This window comes from Polynucleobacter sp. MWH-UH35A (assembly GCF_018687075.1).
GTDB lineage: Bacteria > Pseudomonadota > Gammaproteobacteria > Burkholderiales > Burkholderiaceae > Polynucleobacter.
Genome location: NZ_CP061285.1, coordinates 1,886,252 through 1,902,566, shown reverse-complemented (window position 1 = coordinate 1,902,566; position 16,315 = coordinate 1,886,252). Strand labels below are relative to the sequence as shown.

Annotated in this window: 14 protein-coding genes and 1 riboswitch; of the genes, 11 read left to right on the top strand and 3 right to left on the bottom strand. The window is 45.9% G+C overall.

The features are described 5' to 3' along the window. Positions 1–8: 8 nt before the first annotated feature. Positions 9–869: a lysophospholipid acyltransferase family protein gene (locus ICV36_RS09865; protein ID WP_215400504.1), complete on the bottom strand. Its 861-nt coding sequence runs from the start codon at positions 867–869 to the stop codon at positions 9–11. Positions 870–1,070: 201 nt separating this feature from the next. On the opposite strand from ICV36_RS09865, the gene metK reads away from it, so the two are divergent. The 3 genes from metK to metF all read left to right on the top strand — a co-directional run bounded on the left by metK (position 1,071) and on the right by metF (position 4,786). Next, positions 1,071–2,237, top strand: coding sequence for a methionine adenosyltransferase (gene metK, locus ICV36_RS09860; protein ID WP_215400503.1), 1,167 nt, complete (start codon positions 1,071–1,073; stop codon positions 2,235–2,237). A 67-nt stretch (positions 2,238–2,304) separates the two neighbouring features. After that, positions 2,305–2,417: riboswitch (S-adenosyl-L-homocysteine riboswitch) on the top strand. 61 nt (positions 2,418–2,478) lie between these two features. Continuing rightward, the gene (gene ahcY, locus ICV36_RS09855) at positions 2,479–3,924 is read left to right on the top strand and encodes an adenosylhomocysteinase (protein WP_215400502.1); all 1,446 of its coding nucleotides are present in this window, start codon (positions 2,479–2,481) and stop codon (positions 3,922–3,924) included. 31 nt (positions 3,925–3,955) lie between these two features. Beyond that, complete coding sequence (gene metF, locus ICV36_RS09850) at positions 3,956–4,786, top strand: methylenetetrahydrofolate reductase [NAD(P)H] (RefSeq protein WP_215400501.1); 831 nt, start codon at positions 3,956–3,958, stop codon at positions 4,784–4,786. On the opposite strand, the gene ICV36_RS09845 is transcribed toward metF, so the two are convergent. Further along, positions 4,775–5,392, bottom strand: coding sequence for a 5-formyltetrahydrofolate cyclo-ligase (locus ICV36_RS09845; protein WP_251375013.1), 618 nt, complete (start codon positions 5,390–5,392; stop codon positions 4,775–4,777). The two genes, metF and ICV36_RS09845, sit on opposite strands and share 12 nt — an antisense overlap. A 164-nt stretch (positions 5,393–5,556) precedes the next feature. Here ICV36_RS09845 and ICV36_RS09840 point away from each other — a divergent pair, with 164 nt between their 5' ends. From ICV36_RS09840 to ICV36_RS09830, 3 genes are read left to right on the top strand one after another with little or no spacing between them, the layout of a single operon-like run. Continuing rightward, positions 5,557–7,443 carry a lytic transglycosylase domain-containing protein gene (locus ICV36_RS09840; protein WP_251375011.1) on the top strand — a complete coding sequence of 629 codons (1,887 nt, stop codon included), beginning with the start codon at positions 5,557–5,559 and terminating at the stop codon, positions 7,441–7,443. 38 nt (positions 7,444–7,481) lie between these two features. Continuing rightward, positions 7,482–8,390, top strand: a complete 909-nt coding sequence (locus ICV36_RS09835; protein ID WP_215400498.1) for a complex I NDUFA9 subunit family protein — start codon at positions 7,482–7,484, stop codon at positions 8,388–8,390. Further along, entirely contained in the window at positions 8,390–9,520 is a 1,131-nt protein-coding gene (locus tag ICV36_RS09830) for a polynucleotide adenylyltransferase (RefSeq protein WP_215400497.1), read from the top strand. Before ICV36_RS09835 ends, ICV36_RS09830 begins: the two co-directional genes overlap by 1 nt. Positions 9,521–9,529: 9 nt before the next feature. Here ICV36_RS09830 and ICV36_RS09825 read toward each other — a convergent pair whose 3' ends face one another. Next, a complete protein-coding gene (locus ICV36_RS09825) occupies positions 9,530–10,717 on the bottom strand; it encodes a class I SAM-dependent methyltransferase (protein WP_215400496.1) in 1,188 nt (395 codons plus the stop codon). Between the two features lie 25 nt (positions 10,718–10,742). Between ICV36_RS09825 and ICV36_RS09820 the strand changes: the two genes are divergently transcribed. From ICV36_RS09820 to glmS, 5 genes are read left to right on the top strand one after another with little or no spacing between them, the layout of a single operon-like run. Beyond that, positions 10,743–11,564: an SDR family oxidoreductase gene (locus ICV36_RS09820; protein ID WP_215400495.1), complete on the top strand. Its 822-nt coding sequence runs from the start codon at positions 10,743–10,745 to the stop codon at positions 11,562–11,564. A gap of 22 nt (positions 11,565–11,586) precedes the next feature. Continuing rightward, positions 11,587–11,982, top strand: a complete 396-nt coding sequence (locus ICV36_RS09815; protein WP_215400494.1) for a dihydroneopterin aldolase — start codon at positions 11,587–11,589, stop codon at positions 11,980–11,982. 23 nt (positions 11,983–12,005) lie between these two features. Continuing rightward, entirely contained in the window at positions 12,006–12,914 is a 909-nt protein-coding gene (gene ttcA, locus ICV36_RS09810; protein WP_215400493.1) for a tRNA 2-thiocytidine(32) synthetase TtcA, read from the top strand. Next, positions 12,911–14,455 (top strand): bifunctional UDP-N-acetylglucosamine diphosphorylase/glucosamine-1-phosphate N-acetyltransferase GlmU, encoded by a 1,545-nt coding sequence (gene glmU, locus ICV36_RS09805; protein ID WP_215400492.1) that lies wholly within the window; start codon positions 12,911–12,913, stop codon positions 14,453–14,455. Before ttcA ends, glmU begins: the two co-directional genes overlap by 4 nt. Beyond that, a complete protein-coding gene (gene glmS / locus ICV36_RS09800) occupies positions 14,455–16,287 on the top strand; it encodes a glutamine--fructose-6-phosphate transaminase (isomerizing) (RefSeq protein WP_215400491.1) in 1,833 nt (610 codons plus the stop codon). Before glmU ends, glmS begins: the two co-directional genes overlap by 1 nt. Positions 16,288–16,315 lie beyond the last annotated feature (28 nt).

Here is a 16,315-nt window from a genome sequence, read left to right as displayed (position 1 = left end):
GAATTTATTTAATTGCTCGGAGGCAATTCTGCACCGGCTGGATGCTTGTAGCGGTTATAAGACCAAATGAATTGTTCTGGTGCGACGAGCACCGCGTTTTCAATTGCAATATTTAATTCTGCAGCAGCAGTGTCAGCATCTTCTGAAAGCGACGCAAGACGAGTTGCCTGCATTAACCAGCCTTGACCAAGCCCTTTACGCTTGGCAGTAAACATGATTACTGGCGTGTTGTTGCGATTGGCAAGACGAGCTGGTAATGGCGTTGTGTAAGCGGGACGACCAAAGAATGGCACCCATACGCCCTCACCGCCGCTGGGTACCTGATCTGGAAGAATGCCGATTGCCTCGCCTTTGCTAAGTGCTCTAGTCATTTGACGCACACCATTCAGATTGGTCGGTACGAAATGCATATTCGGATAGGCGCGACCTTCTTCTACTACCTCATTGAGCCATTCTTGGCGTGAGGGCCTATAAAGAATGGTTGCGGGAAAATGTTGAGCTAGTACGCGCGGAATAATTTCAAAGCCACCGAGATGGGGAGTAAGCATTACCAAGCCATGTCCTTCGCCGATTGCCGTTTCAACGACATCCCAGTTTTGTACCTCAACCAAGTTAAGCGCCTTTGCGGGGTTGCGCCAAATCCACAGGCTATCTGAAAAAAGCATTCCAGAGGCTCTGATAGCTTCCCACAGCTTGAATGGCAAACCCCGAGCATGAACTACAGCTTCGTATTGAGGGCGAAAAAGTGAGCGATATTGTTTTGAGCCAATGTATGCCAGCATGCCTAAAAAGGCCCCAATTGTCTGTACTGGCGCAAGGGGAAGCACAGCAATCAGATTCAGGCAGAGCTTGAGAAGAAGTTTTCGCACCCCTCAATGATATTCAATGCCGCTCTAAGTGTGTGGATTTCAGTTTGATTTGGTGAATTAGCCACTTTTCGGATAGAATCCTTCCATCGCTGAGTTAAGACAACTTGCAGAGCGATTCATAAATTCTGCTAAAGCGTCGCCGTTGTAGTTCCAGGCACGTGAGTTGTCCCAAGATCGTGTTAATTAACAAAGGAATATGCAATGGCAAATGATTACTTCTTTACCTCAGAATCGGTTTCTGAAGGTCACCCCGATAAAGTAGCAGACCAAATCTCTGATTCGATTCTTGATGCCATCTTGGCTCAAGATCCAACTGCACGTGTAGCGGCAGAAACGTTGTGCAATACCGGCTTAGTTGTTTTAGCTGGTGAAATTACTACTAACGCTAACGTGGATTACATCCAAGTTGCACGCAATACCTTGCGTGAAATCGGTTACGACAACACCGCCTATGGTATCGACTACAAAGGTTGTGCAGTATTGGTTGCTTACGACAAGCAAAGTCCTGATATCGCCCAAGGCGTTGATAAGGCGCATGACGATGGTTTAGATCAAGGCGCTGGCGACCAAGGTCTGATGTTTGGTTACGCTTGTGATGAGACTGCGGAATTGATGCCTTTACCAATCCACTTGTCACATCGCTTGGTGGAGCGTCAATCACAATTGCGTCGCGATGGTCGTTTGAACTGGTTGCGTCCTGATGCGAAGTCACAAGTGACCTTGCGTTATGCAGATGGCAAACCTGACTCTATTGATACTGTTGTGCTCTCCACTCAGCATGACGAAGATATTTCTCTCGAGAAATTGCGCGAAGCAGTGATTGAAGAAATTATCAAACCAGTGCTTCCTAAGCATTTGATCAAAGGCGCAATTAACTTCTTAGTGAACCCAACGGGGCGTTTCGTTATCGGCGGCCCACAAGGCGATTGCGGTTTAACTGGTCGCAAAATTATTGTGGATACCTATGGTGGTGCTGCTCCTCATGGCGGCGGTGCTTTCTCTGGTAAAGATCCATCTAAGGTTGATCGTTCTGCTGCATACGCTGGTCGTTATGTTGCAAAGAACGTGGTTGCTGCTGGTTTGGCAAGCAAGTGCTTGATTCAGATTTCTTATGCGATTGGCGTGGCAAAACCCACTTCAGTAATGGTGAGTACTTTTGGCACAGGCAAGATTTCCGATGAGAAGATTGCTCAATTGGTTTCTGAGCATTTTGACTTGCGTCCAAAAGGCATTGTGAAGATGTTGAATCTCTTGCGTCCAATTTATAAGAAGACCGCTGCTTATGGCCACTTCGGTCGTGAGGAGCCAGAATTTACTTGGGAGCAAACTGACAAGGCGGCTGCATTACGTGCCGCAGCAGGTCTATAAGTAGGAAATACGCAGTTTGTAGATGTATTGAGGCGAAATATGCCGTAATTGTTTACAATTACGGCATACCTTCAAGGAGCGTTGCAAGGAATGCTGTGACCCAGCACTTCCCCAGGCTTGAAGGGAGTGGGCTCCAAGGAAATCTCTGGAGTTTGCTAATTGCAACCGCGCTCGCTAACCCATGGTTCAACGGCTAGCGAGTTTCCACTCCAGCATTGGATCGTATTTAGCTGGAGCATTAATGAATACCGTTTCTGATTTAAACAACTTTGTAGCAACTCGTTGCGCAATTGCCGACATTTCTTTGGCTGACTTTGGTCGTAAAGAAATTGCGATTGCTGAAACTGAGATGCCTGGATTGATCGCCATTCGCGATGAATTTGCCGCACAACAGCCATTGCGTGGTGCACGCATTACAGGCTCTTTGCACATGACCATCCAAACTGCAGTATTGATCGAGACGCTAGAAGCCCTCGGCGCTGAAGTTCAGTGGGCCTCTTGTAATATTTTTTCCACACAAGACCATGCTGCTGCCGCCATTGCTGCAAACGGTACGCCAGTATTTGCGATTAAAGGCGAAACCCTTGAGCAGTATTGGGACTTTACGCATCGCATTTTTGAGTGGGCCGATGGTGGTTACACCAATATGATTTTGGATGATGGTGGCGATGCTACTTTGTTATTGCACCTCGGTGCCCGCGCGGAAAAAGATCAAGCTTGCTTGAATCACCCAACTAGCGAAGAAGAAACCATTTTGTTTGCCGCTATTAAGAAAAAATTAGCACAAGATCCAACTTGGTATTCAACACGCCTCGAAAAAGTAAAAGGCGTTACAGAAGAAACCACTACTGGTGTTCATCGCTTGTATCAAATGTTTGCTAGAGGCGATCTGAAGTTCCCCGCAATTAACGTAAACGACTCTGTAACCAAGAGTAAGTTCGATAACCTTTATGGTTGCCGTGAGTCTTTGGTGGATGCGATCAAGCGTGCTACTGACGTAATGGTGGCGGGCAAGGTTGCTGTGGTTTGTGGTTACGGCGATGTGGGCAAAGGTTCGGCTCAGGCATTGCGCGCTTTATCTGCTCAAGTTTGGGTGACTGAAGTGGATCCAATCTGCGCATTGCAAGCTGCGATGGAAGGCTACCGTGTTGTCACCATGGATTACGCTGCTGATAAAGCAGACATTTTTGTTTCTGCAACTGGCAACTACCACGTGATCACACATGACCACATGGTTAAGATGAAGAACCAAGCCATCGTTTGTAACATTGGTCACTTTGACAATGAGATCGATGTTGCAGGTATTGAAAAATACAAGTGGGAAGAAATCAAGCCGCAAGTTGATCATGTGATTTTCCCAGCTGCCAATGGCAAGCCTGAAAAGCGCATCATCATTTTGGCTAAAGGTCGTTTGGTCAACCTAGGTTGCGGCACAGGCCATCCCTCTTATGTAATGAGCTCCTCATTTGCAAACCAAGTGATTGCGCAGATTGAATTGTGGAATGCAGTAGGTACAGACAAATATCCAATCGGTGTTTACACATTGCCTAAGCATTTGGATGAGAAGGTTGCACGCTTACAGCTCAAGACTCTCAATGCGGAGTTAACTGTGTTGTCAGATCAGCAGGCTGCATATATTGGCGTAACAAAGGAAGGCCCATACAAGGCTGACCACTATCGTTATTAATCCAATCACATAGAAACCTAGGTCCAAAATCATGGAATTAAGCGTCGAATTCTTTCCTCCAAAAACACCTGAAGGTGAGACCAAGTTGCATCTGGTACGCGAGCGTTTTTCAGAAGCACTCAAGCCAGCGTTTTATTCCGTTACCTTTGGTGCCGGTGGTTCTACTCAGTCTGGCACATTAAAAGTGGTGAGTGACATTCATGCTGCTGGTGCAGCAGTTGCTCCTCATTTGTCTTGTGTTGGTAGTTCGCGTGAAAGTGTGCGTGAGATGCTCAAGCAATACCAAGCTTTAGGCGTGAAGCGAATTGTGGCTTTGCGCGGAGACTTGCCATCTGGCATGGGTCAGTATGGCGAGTTTCATCATGCCAATGAATTGGTGGAATTTATTCGTGCAGAGACTGGTGATTGGTTTCACATTGATGTGGCTGCATACCCAGAGACGCATCCACAGGCAAAGTCGCCTGCGAGTGACGTTGATTTCTTTGTACAAAAGATGAAGGCGGGCGCAAACTCTGCAGTCACTCAGTATTTCTATAACAGCGATGCTTACTTCCGTTTCGTTGATGAGGCTTATGATTTAGGTGTCACACAGCCCATCATTGCCGGCATTATGCCGATTACGAATAGCAGTCAGTTGCTGCGATTCTCGGATGCCTGCGGTGCAGAGATTCCGCGCTGGATTCGTTTGCGTCTTCAGTCCTATGGCGACGATATTGCCTCTATCCGTGCATTTGGTGAAGAGGTTGTAACAGATCTTTGTGATCAGCTATTAACCGCTGGCGCGCCTGGAATTCATTTTTACTCACTCAATCAGGCCGATGCCGTTTTGGCGATTGCTGATAATTTAGACTTAACGAAGTAAGCCTGACTCCGTCAGGAGCATATCGAGTGGCTCATCATGAGTCTGGGCTGACCACTGGCCATCATTTAGTTGCTGCCAATCAAAACCAATCCCAACGCAAACAAGCTTGGGATTTTTCTTTCTGAGATCGGCTAAGGTGCGATCAAAATATCCGCCACCATAGCCTAAGCGCCAGTAATGTTTTTTGTCACCCACTTTTGAACTAGACCATCCCACGCAAGGAATGAGGATTAGGTCAGGGATGATTTGCGGCCTTGCAGAATTATTGGGATCAGGTTCTAGTACGCCATGTTTGCTTGGAAGCAATTGGTCACCTTGGCGCCACTCAAAGAAATCGAGGTGTTTGTCTGACCGCGCAAAGGGTAGTGCGAGGGTTCTATTGGGGGTTTTTTTAGCCCAGGCCAGTAAGGTAGACCGTAAATCAACTTCGTCTTGAATGGGCCAATACAGAGCAATAGATTGCCAGGAATTGCCTTGTTCAGATAACAATTGATTTAAGTGATCTATGAGATCAGCCTGAATTTGAGCGTAGCCATTCCCAGCAGCAAATTCTTTGCGTTGTTTTAATAAATCTTGGCGAAGAGTTTTTGGTGAATTACCGTGCATATCGACCATTATCAGGCGAAAATTAAAGGATATAGTAATCAAGTATTGCAGGGCTGGAGCCTTGCAAACAAAGATAGGATTAGATCGTAAGAATGAAGTCGGCAACACTAAACTGTAAATACCTTCAATTGGCCAAAATTCTGGTTTTGGGCCTTGCTTTGGGGATGTCTAATAGCTTTGCAGAAAAGCTAAAAAAGCCCACCCTGCCTAAGTCGTATGAAAGCAAAGTTGCTCCTGCTGAAATTACTGACACCGATCGCATGTTTATCGATTTGCGCGAAGCTGCCAAAAAGAATGATGTCTTTCGCACCCAGCAGCTTTCATCGAATTTAGCCAACTACCCATTTGATGATTACGTAACCTATTTTCATATTAAGCCGCAATTATTTGATAGCGCTGGCGGTGTGCGTAACGATTACAGTGCTGATGCGCAGGTAGTTGCATTTTTAAATCAATATCAAGGTACAGCTTTAGCTGATCGTATGCGCAATGATTGGCTGCTCGTTTTAGGCAAGCGTAAGGACTGGGCGCGCTTTGATGCTGAGTATGCCAAGTTTGTGCTAGATGATGACACGCAAGTGAAGTGTTATTCCTTGCTATCCAAGTTATCGCAGGGCGAGAATCCAACTAAGCTTGCGATCGATTCACGCTTAGTCTTGTTGGATCCAAGTTACTTTGGACAAGCTTGTCAGGAGTTGGTGCCTTCCTTAGTTGCTGCTGGGGGTATGTCTCCCAGTGAAGCAAAAGCAATTGGTCGTGCTGCAAGCGAAAAAGGTTATGACACCATGGCTCGTCGACTTGGTGGTGAAGATCCAATTGCCGATATTGTTAAAGCAGCCAAGTCTGATCCAGTTAAAGCTTATCGTGATTTTTCTCAAAGTGCATCACGCTATAGCAAAGAGAATCAAGCTGTTGCTTGGGGTGTGATTGGACAATTTTTGGCTAAAAAATTAGACCCAAATGCAGACGATGCATATCGTCTGCAGCAAGAGCTTGGATATAACGAGCTGCTGTCGGTTGAATCACAAGAGTGGAAAGTGCGCGCAGGCTTACGTGCTAAAGACTGGACTCTCGTTAAAAATGCAATTGATGGCATGAACCCTGCTGTTCGCAGTAAAGATCCTGCATGGACCTATTGGTATGGCCGTGCATTAAAAGCTGAGGGTCAAGAAGCTAAAGCCAAAGATAGTTTTGAATTGATTACGGATCAATATAACTTTTATGGGCAACTTGCACGTGAAGAGCTTGGCAAATCTAATCATGCCCCACCTAAAACCAAAGTGACTGAGCAAGAGATTGATGCGATGGCAAGCCGTAAGGGCTTTATTCGGGGTGAGCGTTTATACGCCATGAATCTTCGCTTCGAAGGCAATCGCGAGTGGAATTGGGAATTGCGTAACATGACTGACAAGCAGTTGTTGGCCGCCGCAGAGTATGCAAAACGCATTAATTTGTATGACCGTGTTGTCAATACAGCAGATCGCACAAAGCAAGAGCATGACTTTAGCTTGCGCTACCCAACTCCATACAAAGAAGAGCTGTCTCCAATTGCGCGCCAAATTGATTTAAACCTCGCATGGGCCTATGGTTTGATTCGTCAGGAGTCACGCTTCATAATGAATGCCGCTTCTTCTGTGGGCGCATCTGGGTTGATGCAGGTAATGCCAAATACGGCAAAGTATGTGGCCAAAAAAATTGGGATGACCAATTACACCAATGACAAGTTGAGCGACACCAATACTAATTTGACCTTGGGTAGTAATTATTTAAATATGGTGCTGATTGATCTTGACGGCTCTTGGGTTTTAGCTTCCGCAGCCTATAACGCTGGACCATCGAGATCAAAGGCTTGGCGTGAAAAGTTGTCTGGCCCAACCGAGGGCGCTATTTTTGCCGAAACAATTCCGTTTACAGAAACACGGGTTTATGTGAAGAATGTACTTTCTAATGCAAATTACTATTCATCAGTGATGAATGGTCAAACACAATCTCTAAAACAGCGCTTAGGGGTTATTACACCGAAGGCTGCAACTCAATCTGAGCTTCCATAAACTACCAATGAAGGCGCTAAGCAAAGAAAGCATTTTTTATGAAATATGACATTCTTCTGATCGGTGGCAATGGATTTGTGGGGCGTGTGATTGCTGCGCAACTTCAGTTAGCGGGTTATTCGGTATTGCTGCCTACTAGCCACCTATCTACTGCACGAGAATTGCGGATGTTGCCAAAGGTGCATATTGAAGAGGCGGAGATTCATGATTTCGATGAGTTGCAGAATCTATGTGGGCGCATAAAGTCAAATGGTGCTGTGATTAATTTGGTTGGGGTGCTGCACGATAAACCTGCCAAGCCTTATGGCAAAGTGTTTAAGGCTGCTCATGTAGATTTGCCAAAAAATATTATTACGGCAATGCAGATGCATGGCTTAAAGCGTTACCTACATATGAGTGCCTTAGGTGCTGATTCACAAGGGCCATCGATGTATCAACGCAGCAAAGGTGATGGTGAGGCCGCTGTAAAAGCAAGCAATTTAGATTGGACCATCTTTAGGCCATCAGTTATCTTTGGTGCACAAGATCAGTTTATTAACTTGTTTTCTAAGTTGACAAAGTTATTTCCAGCGATGCCATTAGCAAATCATCAGGCGCAGTTTCAGCCGGTGAGTGTGGATGATGTTGCATCCGCTTTTGTGAAATCACTATCAATGCCGCAAACAATTCATCAATCGTATGATTTGGTGGGTCCAACGGTTTACACCATGAAAGAGATTGTTGAGCTCGCTTCACGTAAGGCCAATACCTCTTGTGTCATCATTCCGGTGCCCGCCTTTGTAGGCTATTTACAAGCACTGGCATTTGAATTTCTTCCAGGCCCAACGCTGATGTCGCGTGACAATATTGCCTCCATGCAGCTGCCCAACACATTGCCAGAAAATGGTGTTGATGCGCTGACAGAAGTCTTCAAAGTGAGTCGCCGTAGCCTAGAGGGCATGCAGTAATGAAAATCTACGCAGTGGGCGGCGCCATCAGGGATACCCTCATGGGTTTACCTGTGCACGACATTGACTATGTTGTGGTGGGCTCCAGCGTAGAAGAGATGGTTGCTAAGGGCTATCGCCCCGTAGGCAAAGATTTCCCAGTATTTTTGCATCCAGAGACGCAAGCTGAATATGCGCTTGCTCGCACTGAGCGTAAGACTGGCCAAGGCTATAAAGGCTTTCATTTTTATGCTGATCCATCAGTCACTTTGGAGCAAGATTTAGAGCGCCGTGATTTAACGATTAATGCAATGGCGCAAGAAGTGGGTGCCGATGGAAAGCAATTCGGACCAATTATTGATCCTTATAACGGCCAAGAAGATTTGGCTGCCAAAGTATTTCGTCATGTGTCTGATGCATTTGCAGAAGATCCTCTGCGCCTGTTGCGCATCGCCCGTTTTGCCGCACGTTTCCCAGAATTTACCGTAGCAGATGAAACGCTTAATGCTTTAAAAGCGATTGTTCAGTCAGGTGAGTTAAGCGCATTATCAGCAGAGCGCATTTGGCAAGAATTGGCTAGAGGCTTAGTTGCGCAGAAGCCAATGCATCTGTTTCAGGTGTTGCTAAACACTGGCGCAGCTAAATCTCTCTTGCCCTCTACGTTAGTTACTAAGTTATCTGAGGAAGCCTTTCGCGAAGAGTTGATTGCGCATTTTTCATTAACGGGAAATAGCCTAGAGGAACGCTGCGCAATTGCTTTGATGGATTTGCCTGCAAGTGAAATTCGTTCATGGGCTGATTGTGTGCGGATGCCAATCGAGGTGCGTGATTTCTCTGAAATATTTAGCGATCTGATGGCCTTGATAAAAAAGTATCAAAAGACCTCCTATCAAGCTGTAGACGTTTTGGCTTGGTTTAACCGTGCTGATGTTTGGCGTAAACCTGATCGCACACAAGCAATTTTGCATCTTGCTGAAAAGTTGGCTTTCCCGGTTGCAGCTTTAATCCATGCAATACGAAATGCGCAAGCATTTAATACTGCAGAAATTATTGCCGGTGTCGCAGCAGAGGACCGCTCAAATGGCGAGCGAATTGGCAGTGCGTTTGAATCCGCAAGATTGGCTGCAATTACTGCAGCGCTAAATTCTTAACATAATTTTCTAGAGCCTATTTCTGCCGCGTAGGCCTGGCAGATCTTCAAGAGTATGGCCTGGCATCAAACTGTCTAATTTCTTAGTAAATGCAAAAGCCTTAAAGAGCTCACCCATCTCCGCCTCGGACAATAACTTTTGCAATGAGTTGGAGATCGGAAGAAATGTTTCTGGATCACTTGGATCGCCAATCTCTAGAGCAATATCTCCAATTCCTGCATCAAGTAAGTATGCAGCCTGATTCGTAAGATAAACATCATCCACATTTTCAGATAGCACACTGCGAGCAATCTGTGACCACTCAACATGCGTTGTTAAGTCACAGAGACCAGGAAGATAAAAAGGGTCTTGAATGGCATGATGGCGATGGTGTGCCATCAAGGTGCCCCCAAGTCTTTGAGGGTGGTAGTACTCACTTTCAGGAAAACCATAATCAAATGTGAGAAACAGGCCAATATCTAAATTTTTGGCAATTTGTTGCATCCAGGCATTTGCTGGTGAGTGCAACTCAGTGACATAGCCTTCTGAGAAATTGCCACTGAGAAGGCTCTCAGGGAGTAACTTTTGCTCTACTGGTGCCCCAGCTTTCCAGGAGAGCGTGTCACTTTCAAATGTAACGCCGTACCAATACCAAAAGCCATCTTTAAAAATAATGGCATCACAAGGAATAGCATCGATTACTTCGTTGGCCAGAATGATGCCCTTGAAATTTTCAGGCAACTCAGATAGCCAGCGACATTGGGTCTTGAGGTTGAGCTGTTGAACGGTCGCGTTAACTCTCTTTTGTTGGCGTTGAGCTAAGTCTGGTGAAATTTCAATAATGTCGTAGTGATCTAAATGAAACCCTAGATCGTGTAGTCGAGTCAGAATGGATGCGGCTAATTTGCCAGTGCCTGCGCCAAATTCCAAAATCTGAGTGGGAAGCCCCTTTTGTTTGAGTCCCTCGAGAACGGGTAGCAGGGTGGAGCAAATGGCAGCCCCAAATAGGGGGCTTAATTCAGGGGCGGTCGTGAAATCACCACCAGCTCCTAGTTTGTGAGCCCCGGCGCTGTAATAACCCATGCCGGGCTCATAGAGCGCCATTTCCATATAGCGAGAAAAGGGCAGCCAGCCCTGTTGGGAGGCGATCTGAGAGGCTATTTTGGCCTTTAGAAGCGCACTATGCTCCGTTTCAAGGCTGGTCAAGGTAATATCCATAGCTCGCTAGTCTAAGAGAATTTAATTGAACCCCAGTTCAACGCCCCCATCCCAGCAAAGAAAAGCAGTTTTAGTGACTGGCGCTGCCAAGCGCCTGGGTCAAGAAATTGCCTTGCAGTTTGCCCGTCAGGGTTGGGACGTCGCTGTTCATTATGGGCGATCCGGCCAAGAAGCCACCCAAACTGTGGAAAAAATTCAGGAATTGGGGGTTATGGCTCAGGCTTTTCAGGCGGATTTGGCTGATGAGTACGCCACTCAAAAGCTTTTCCTGGATGTGAGTAACGTATTTCCTCGTTTAGATTGTTTGGTGAATAGCGCCTCTATCTTTGAGTACGATCGCGCAAACTCAAATACACCTGTAAGTGGAAAAAGCTTGCAGGATCATATGCAAGTCAATTTAGCCGCGCCTATTTTGTTAGCTCAGCTGATGTTTGAGTATCAAAAAAGCAAGCCAACTAAAGCGGGCGAAATGTCGGAAGTCATCCCAGCAGTAATCCAATTGCTTGATCAAAAATTGATTAACCCCAATCCAGATTATTTGTCCTACACATTATCTAAGGCGGCACTTCTTTCTTCCGTTGAATTATTGGCGATGGATTTTGCGCCTTACCTGCGGGTTGTTGGATTGGCCCCTGGAATTTCGTTGCCCTCCGGTGATCAAACTATCGAAGGGTTTTCTAAAGCACATCAAATGACGCCACTAGGCAGATCTTCAACCCCTGCAGACATTGCCAAAGCGGCCGTATTTTTGGCTGACTCGAGCGCTATTACTGGAACCACTTTATATGTAGATGGTGGTCAGCATTTATTGCCTTCATCACGTGATGTGATGTTCAAAACCAATTAAGTAATTTAAAAAGCAAATATTCATGCACGCAATTCTTTCTCATCCCGCCTTGGTTGACTGTCGCCGTTTATTTCTCAGGGACTATGAAATCTATATCAACATCGGCGTTCATGATTTTGAGAAAAAAGCAGAGCAGCGCGTTATCCTTAATGTAGATTTATATATTCCGCTATCTATGAACACACCGACTAACGACCAGTTAGAAGAGGTTGTGGATTATGACTTTATGCGTGAGACCATTAAGGCCAGAGCCTCTCAAGGTCACATTCATCTACAAGAAACTTTTTGTGATGACATTGTGACTGCAATGCTACTGCACCCTAAAGTCTTGGCTGCACGTGTCAGTACTGCTAAACCGGATGTTTACCCAGACTGCCACTCAGTAGGTGTTGAGGTGTTTCGTATTAAGGTGTCTTAAAAAGCCATTGGAAAAGAATGCTTATGGGCGATATTCGTAAGGTTGTCTTCGAAGAAAACAAGTTGGAGAAAAAACTCTGTCGCTTGGTAGGGCAAGCTATTGGCGACTTCGGCATGATTGAAGACGGCGATAAAGTCATGGTGTGTTTATCTGGAGGTAAGGATAGCTATGCCATGCTCGATATTTTGATGAAGCTGCGTGAGCGTGCGCCCATAAACTTTGAAATCATTGCAGTGAATTTAGATCAGAAGCAGCCTAATTTCCCCACTGAAATTTTGCCCAATTATTTAAAGAGCTTAGGTATTCAGTATCACATCGAAGAGCAAGATACTTACAGCATTGTGAAGCGCGTTATTCCAGAAGGCAAAACTACCTGTGGATTATGTTCGCGCCTGCGTCGCGGAATTTTGTATCGCGTTGCAGATGAGTTAGGTGCAACAAAGATTGCTTTGGGTCATCACCGTGATGACATTTTAGAAACCTTGATGCTCAATATGTTTTATGCGGGCAAACTTAAAGGCATGCCGCCTAAGTTGCGTTCAGATGATGGCAAACACATTGTGATTCGTCCTTTGGCTTATGTGCCTGAGAAACTGCTTGAGCGCTATGCGGCAGATATGAATTTCCCCATCATTCCATGTGATTTGTGTGGCAGTCAGCCCAATCTCCAGCGCCAGGTCATGAAAGAAATGCTACGCGAGTGGGAAAAAAAGCATCCAGGAAGAGTTGAGAACGTATTTCGCTCGATGCATCACATCGTCCCATCACATTTAATGGATGGCGAGGCCTTTGATTTCAAAAATCTGGAGATTTCCACTGAACTCTCTGGAATTGCTGCAAGATCTGCTGGTGATAGGGCAATCGATGAGGCTGATCTAGACGAATTAGCCTGTGGAACCATGATTCAGGGGACTTATAATCCCCCTTTATGAATATCGTCATATTGGCTGCTGGGCAAGGAAAGCGGATGAAATCCGCTCTGCCCAAGGTTCTGCAAACTTTGGCAGGCAAGCCCCTGCTTCAACACGTTCTCAATACTGCTCTTTCACTGCAAGATAAGAAGGCTAAATCTGGCCCTGTTGTAGTGGTTGGCCATGGTGCAGCGGATGTCAAGGCATTCCTAGTGAATGCAAGCGCAGAGGATTCCAGATTTAGCAAAGTAGTGACTGCCCTCCAGGCAGAGCAAAAAGGAACGGGTCATGCTCTTTTGCAGGCTTTGCCGAAATTAGATACTCAAGAGCCAACATTAGTTTTGTATGGGGATGTCCCCCTTACTAGCCAAAAGACCTTGGCTAAATTAGTCAAGTTGGCTGATGGTGTGCGTGGTCAAGATAGTGCCCTTGCGCTCCTCACGCAAAACCTTGCCAATCCAACTGGATATGGTCGCATTGTCCGTGATGCTGATGGCGCCGTGAAAGAGATTGTTGAAGAGAAAGATGCAACACCTGCACAAAATGCAATTCAAGAAATCAACACTGGAATCATGGTGTTGCCAACGAACGCATTAAAGAAATGGTTAAAGGCTTTGCGTGCAAGTAATGCGCAAGGCGAGTACTACTTAACGGATGTCATCGCTATGGCCGTCAGAGACGGTGTGCCAATCCGCACAACACAAGCGGATGACGAGTTTGAGACGGTTGGCGTTAACAGTCGTTATCAACTCGCGGCGCTAGAAAGAGTGCATCAGCAGAATATTGCCAGCCAATTAATGGCTGCCGGGGTGTCCCTTGCGGATCCTGCGCGTATTGATGTGCGCGGCACATTGGAGTGCGGTACAGATGTGTCAATTGACGTGGGCTGTGTCTTTGAAGGATGCGTTACTTTAGATGCGGGCACAAAGATTGGCCCTTATTGCCTGATTCGCAATAGCGTGATTGGTAAAGGTGTTTCAATTCAGGCATATAGCCATATTGATGGCGCAAAAGTAGGCAATCAATCAGTGATTGGGCCTTATGCTCGTTTGCGTCCTGGCGCAGATTTATCTAACGATGTGCATATTGGCAACTTTGTAGAAGTGAAGAACAGCAAAATTGCTGCTAATAGCAAAGCCAATCACTTAGCTTATGTTGGCGATTCCATTGTTGGATCAAGAGTGAATATTGGTGCTGGCACCATCACTTGTAACTACGATGGCGTGAATAAACACCAGACCATTATTGAAGACGATGTATTTATTGGCTCAGATACTCAGCTGGTTGCGCCTGTGCGTGTCGGTCGTGGCGCCACATTGGGTGCTGGAACAACGCTCACTAAAGATGCTCCAGCAAATCAATTAACTGTATCCAGAGCAAAACAAATTTCATTGCAGTGGCAACGCCCTGTGAAGCAAGAAAAGAAAACGCTAGCCAAAAAAACATCCACAAAAAAAGTAGCAGCTAAAAAAGTGGCTACAAAGAAGATAGCTATAAAGAAGGCGGCAATAAAAAAGGTAGCCAAAAAGGCAGTGAAGACAACTGCAAAGGGTAAAAAATAATGTGCGGCATTGTTGGCGCAGCTTCTCATAAAAATATTGTTGAAGTTTTGGTGGAAGGCTTGCGTCGCCTAGAGTATCGCGGGTATGACTCTTGTGGCTTTGCAGTAATTAATAGCGATGATGCCAAGCATCCAATAGAGCGCGCTCGTACCACTGCACGAGTTTCCGAGTTAGGCGAACAGGGCAAAGACTTTTGTGGCACTTTGGGAATTGCTCACACTCGTTGGGCTACTCACGGCAAGCCAGATACGCAAAATGCGCATCCCCATATTTCTGGTGGCCTTATCGCAGTAGTTCATAACGGCATTATTGAAAACTACGAAACTCTTCGTGCCGAATTAAAAGTTGCTGGCTATGAATTTACCTCTGAAACGGATACTGAAGTCATCGCACATTTAGTGCATCAACAATATGTAGCTAGTGGTCAAAATGACATCGCGGCATCCGTGAGAGCTGTACTCCCTAAATTACATGGTGCATACGCTATCGGTGTAATAGCTCAAGATAATCCAGTCACCCTGGTGGGTGCACGGGTTGGATCGCCATTGGTGGTGGCCATTGGCGATCATGAGCACTTCTTGGCATCTGATGCGTTGGCTTTAGCAGGGCGCGCACACTCCATGCTCTATTTGGAGGAAGGAGATGTTGCTGTCCTTAAGGCGGATGGTGTTGAGGTCATTGATCAGGCGGGCAAGTTTGTTCAAAGAGAATTGAAACCTATGCCAGCTCAAGCTGACTCGGTTGATTTAGGCCCTTATCAGCACTACATGCAAAAAGAAATTTTTGAACAGCCAAGGGCGATTGGTGATACGTTAGCCAATATCGCTGAATTTGGCCCCAACTTGTTCAATGCCAACCCTAAAGACTGGAATGCATTTGATCAAATTTTGATCTTGGCCTGCGGCACAAGTTACTACTCTGCTTGCGTTGCTAAATATTGGCTGGAAGATATTGCTGGTATTCCGACGCAAGTTGAAATTGCAAGCGAATATCGTTATCGCACCACTGTGCCTAATCCTAAAACCTTAATTGTTGTTGTGTCGCAGTCTGGTGAAACGGCTGATACCTTGGCTGCATTACGACATGCAAAGAGCTTGGGTCACCAATACACTTTGGCCATCTGCAATGTTGCAAGTAGCGCCATGGTTCGTGAAACCGATTGGCACTTCTTAACTAAAGCAGGTGCTGAAATTGGTGTGGCCTCCACTAAAGCATTTACTACGCAGCTTTTAGCGCTATACCTTTTGGCGATCTCATTGGCAAAACGCGCCGGTAGACTCTCTGCTGAAGGAGAAAAAGAGCTCCTACGTGAGTTGCGTCACCTTCCAAAAGCGCTTCATGCGGTTCTGGCTCTTGAACCACAAATCATGGCTTGGAGCGATGCGTTTGCGAGGTGTGAGAACGCGCTCTTCTTAGGTCGCGGCATGCATTACCCGATTGCACTTGAAGGCGCATTAAAACTCAAAGAGATTTCTTATATTCATGCTGAAGCTTATCCAGCTGGTGAGTTAAAGCATGGGCCGCTGGCTTTGGTGACAGATAAGATGCCCGTTGTGACTGTTGCACCTAATGATGTACTGTTAGAAAAACTGAAATCGAATATGCAAGAAGTCAAGGCTCGCGGTGGCAAGCTTTATGTTTTTGCTGATCAAGATACCCACATCTCAAATAGTGAAGGCATTAACGTCATCAAACTTCCCGAGCACTATGGCAATCTCTCGCCTATTCTGCATGTGGTTCCTCTGCAACTATTGGCGTATCACACTGCTTGTGCTCGTGGCACTGACGTAGATAAACCTAGAAATTTAGCAAAGAGTGTCACGGTCGAGTAAATTTTTGCCGGTTTGACATTGAGCTAAA

Excerpts from the sequence above, each read along its gene's own strand:
- metK (WP_215400503.1), top strand. The coding sequence starts at position 1,071 with ATGGCAAATGATTACTTCTTTACCTCAGAATCGGTTTCTGAAGGTCAC.
- ahcY (WP_215400502.1), top strand. The coding sequence starts at position 2,479 with ATGAATACCGTTTCTGATTTAAACAACTTTGTAGCAACTCGTTGCGCA.
- metF (WP_215400501.1), top strand. The coding sequence starts at position 3,956 with ATGGAATTAAGCGTCGAATTCTTTCCTCCAAAAACACCTGAAGGTGAG.
- ICV36_RS09845 (WP_251375013.1), bottom strand. The coding sequence starts at position 5,392 with ATGCACGGTAATTCACCAAAAACTCTTCGCCAAGATTTATTAAAACAA.
- ICV36_RS09840 (WP_251375011.1), top strand. The coding sequence starts at position 5,557 with ATGTCTAATAGCTTTGCAGAAAAGCTAAAAAAGCCCACCCTGCCTAAG.
- ICV36_RS09835 (WP_215400498.1), top strand. The coding sequence starts at position 7,482 with ATGAAATATGACATTCTTCTGATCGGTGGCAATGGATTTGTGGGGCGT.
- ICV36_RS09830 (WP_215400497.1), top strand. The coding sequence starts at position 8,390 with ATGAAAATCTACGCAGTGGGCGGCGCCATCAGGGATACCCTCATGGGT.
- ICV36_RS09825 (WP_215400496.1), bottom strand. The coding sequence starts at position 10,717 with ATGGATATTACCTTGACCAGCCTTGAAACGGAGCATAGTGCGCTTCTA.
- ICV36_RS09815 (WP_215400494.1), top strand. The coding sequence starts at position 11,587 with ATGCACGCAATTCTTTCTCATCCCGCCTTGGTTGACTGTCGCCGTTTA.
- ttcA (WP_215400493.1), top strand. The coding sequence starts at position 12,006 with ATGGGCGATATTCGTAAGGTTGTCTTCGAAGAAAACAAGTTGGAGAAA.
- glmU (WP_215400492.1), top strand. The coding sequence starts at position 12,911 with ATGAATATCGTCATATTGGCTGCTGGGCAAGGAAAGCGGATGAAATCC.
- glmS (WP_215400491.1), top strand. The coding sequence starts at position 14,455 with ATGTGCGGCATTGTTGGCGCAGCTTCTCATAAAAATATTGTTGAAGTT.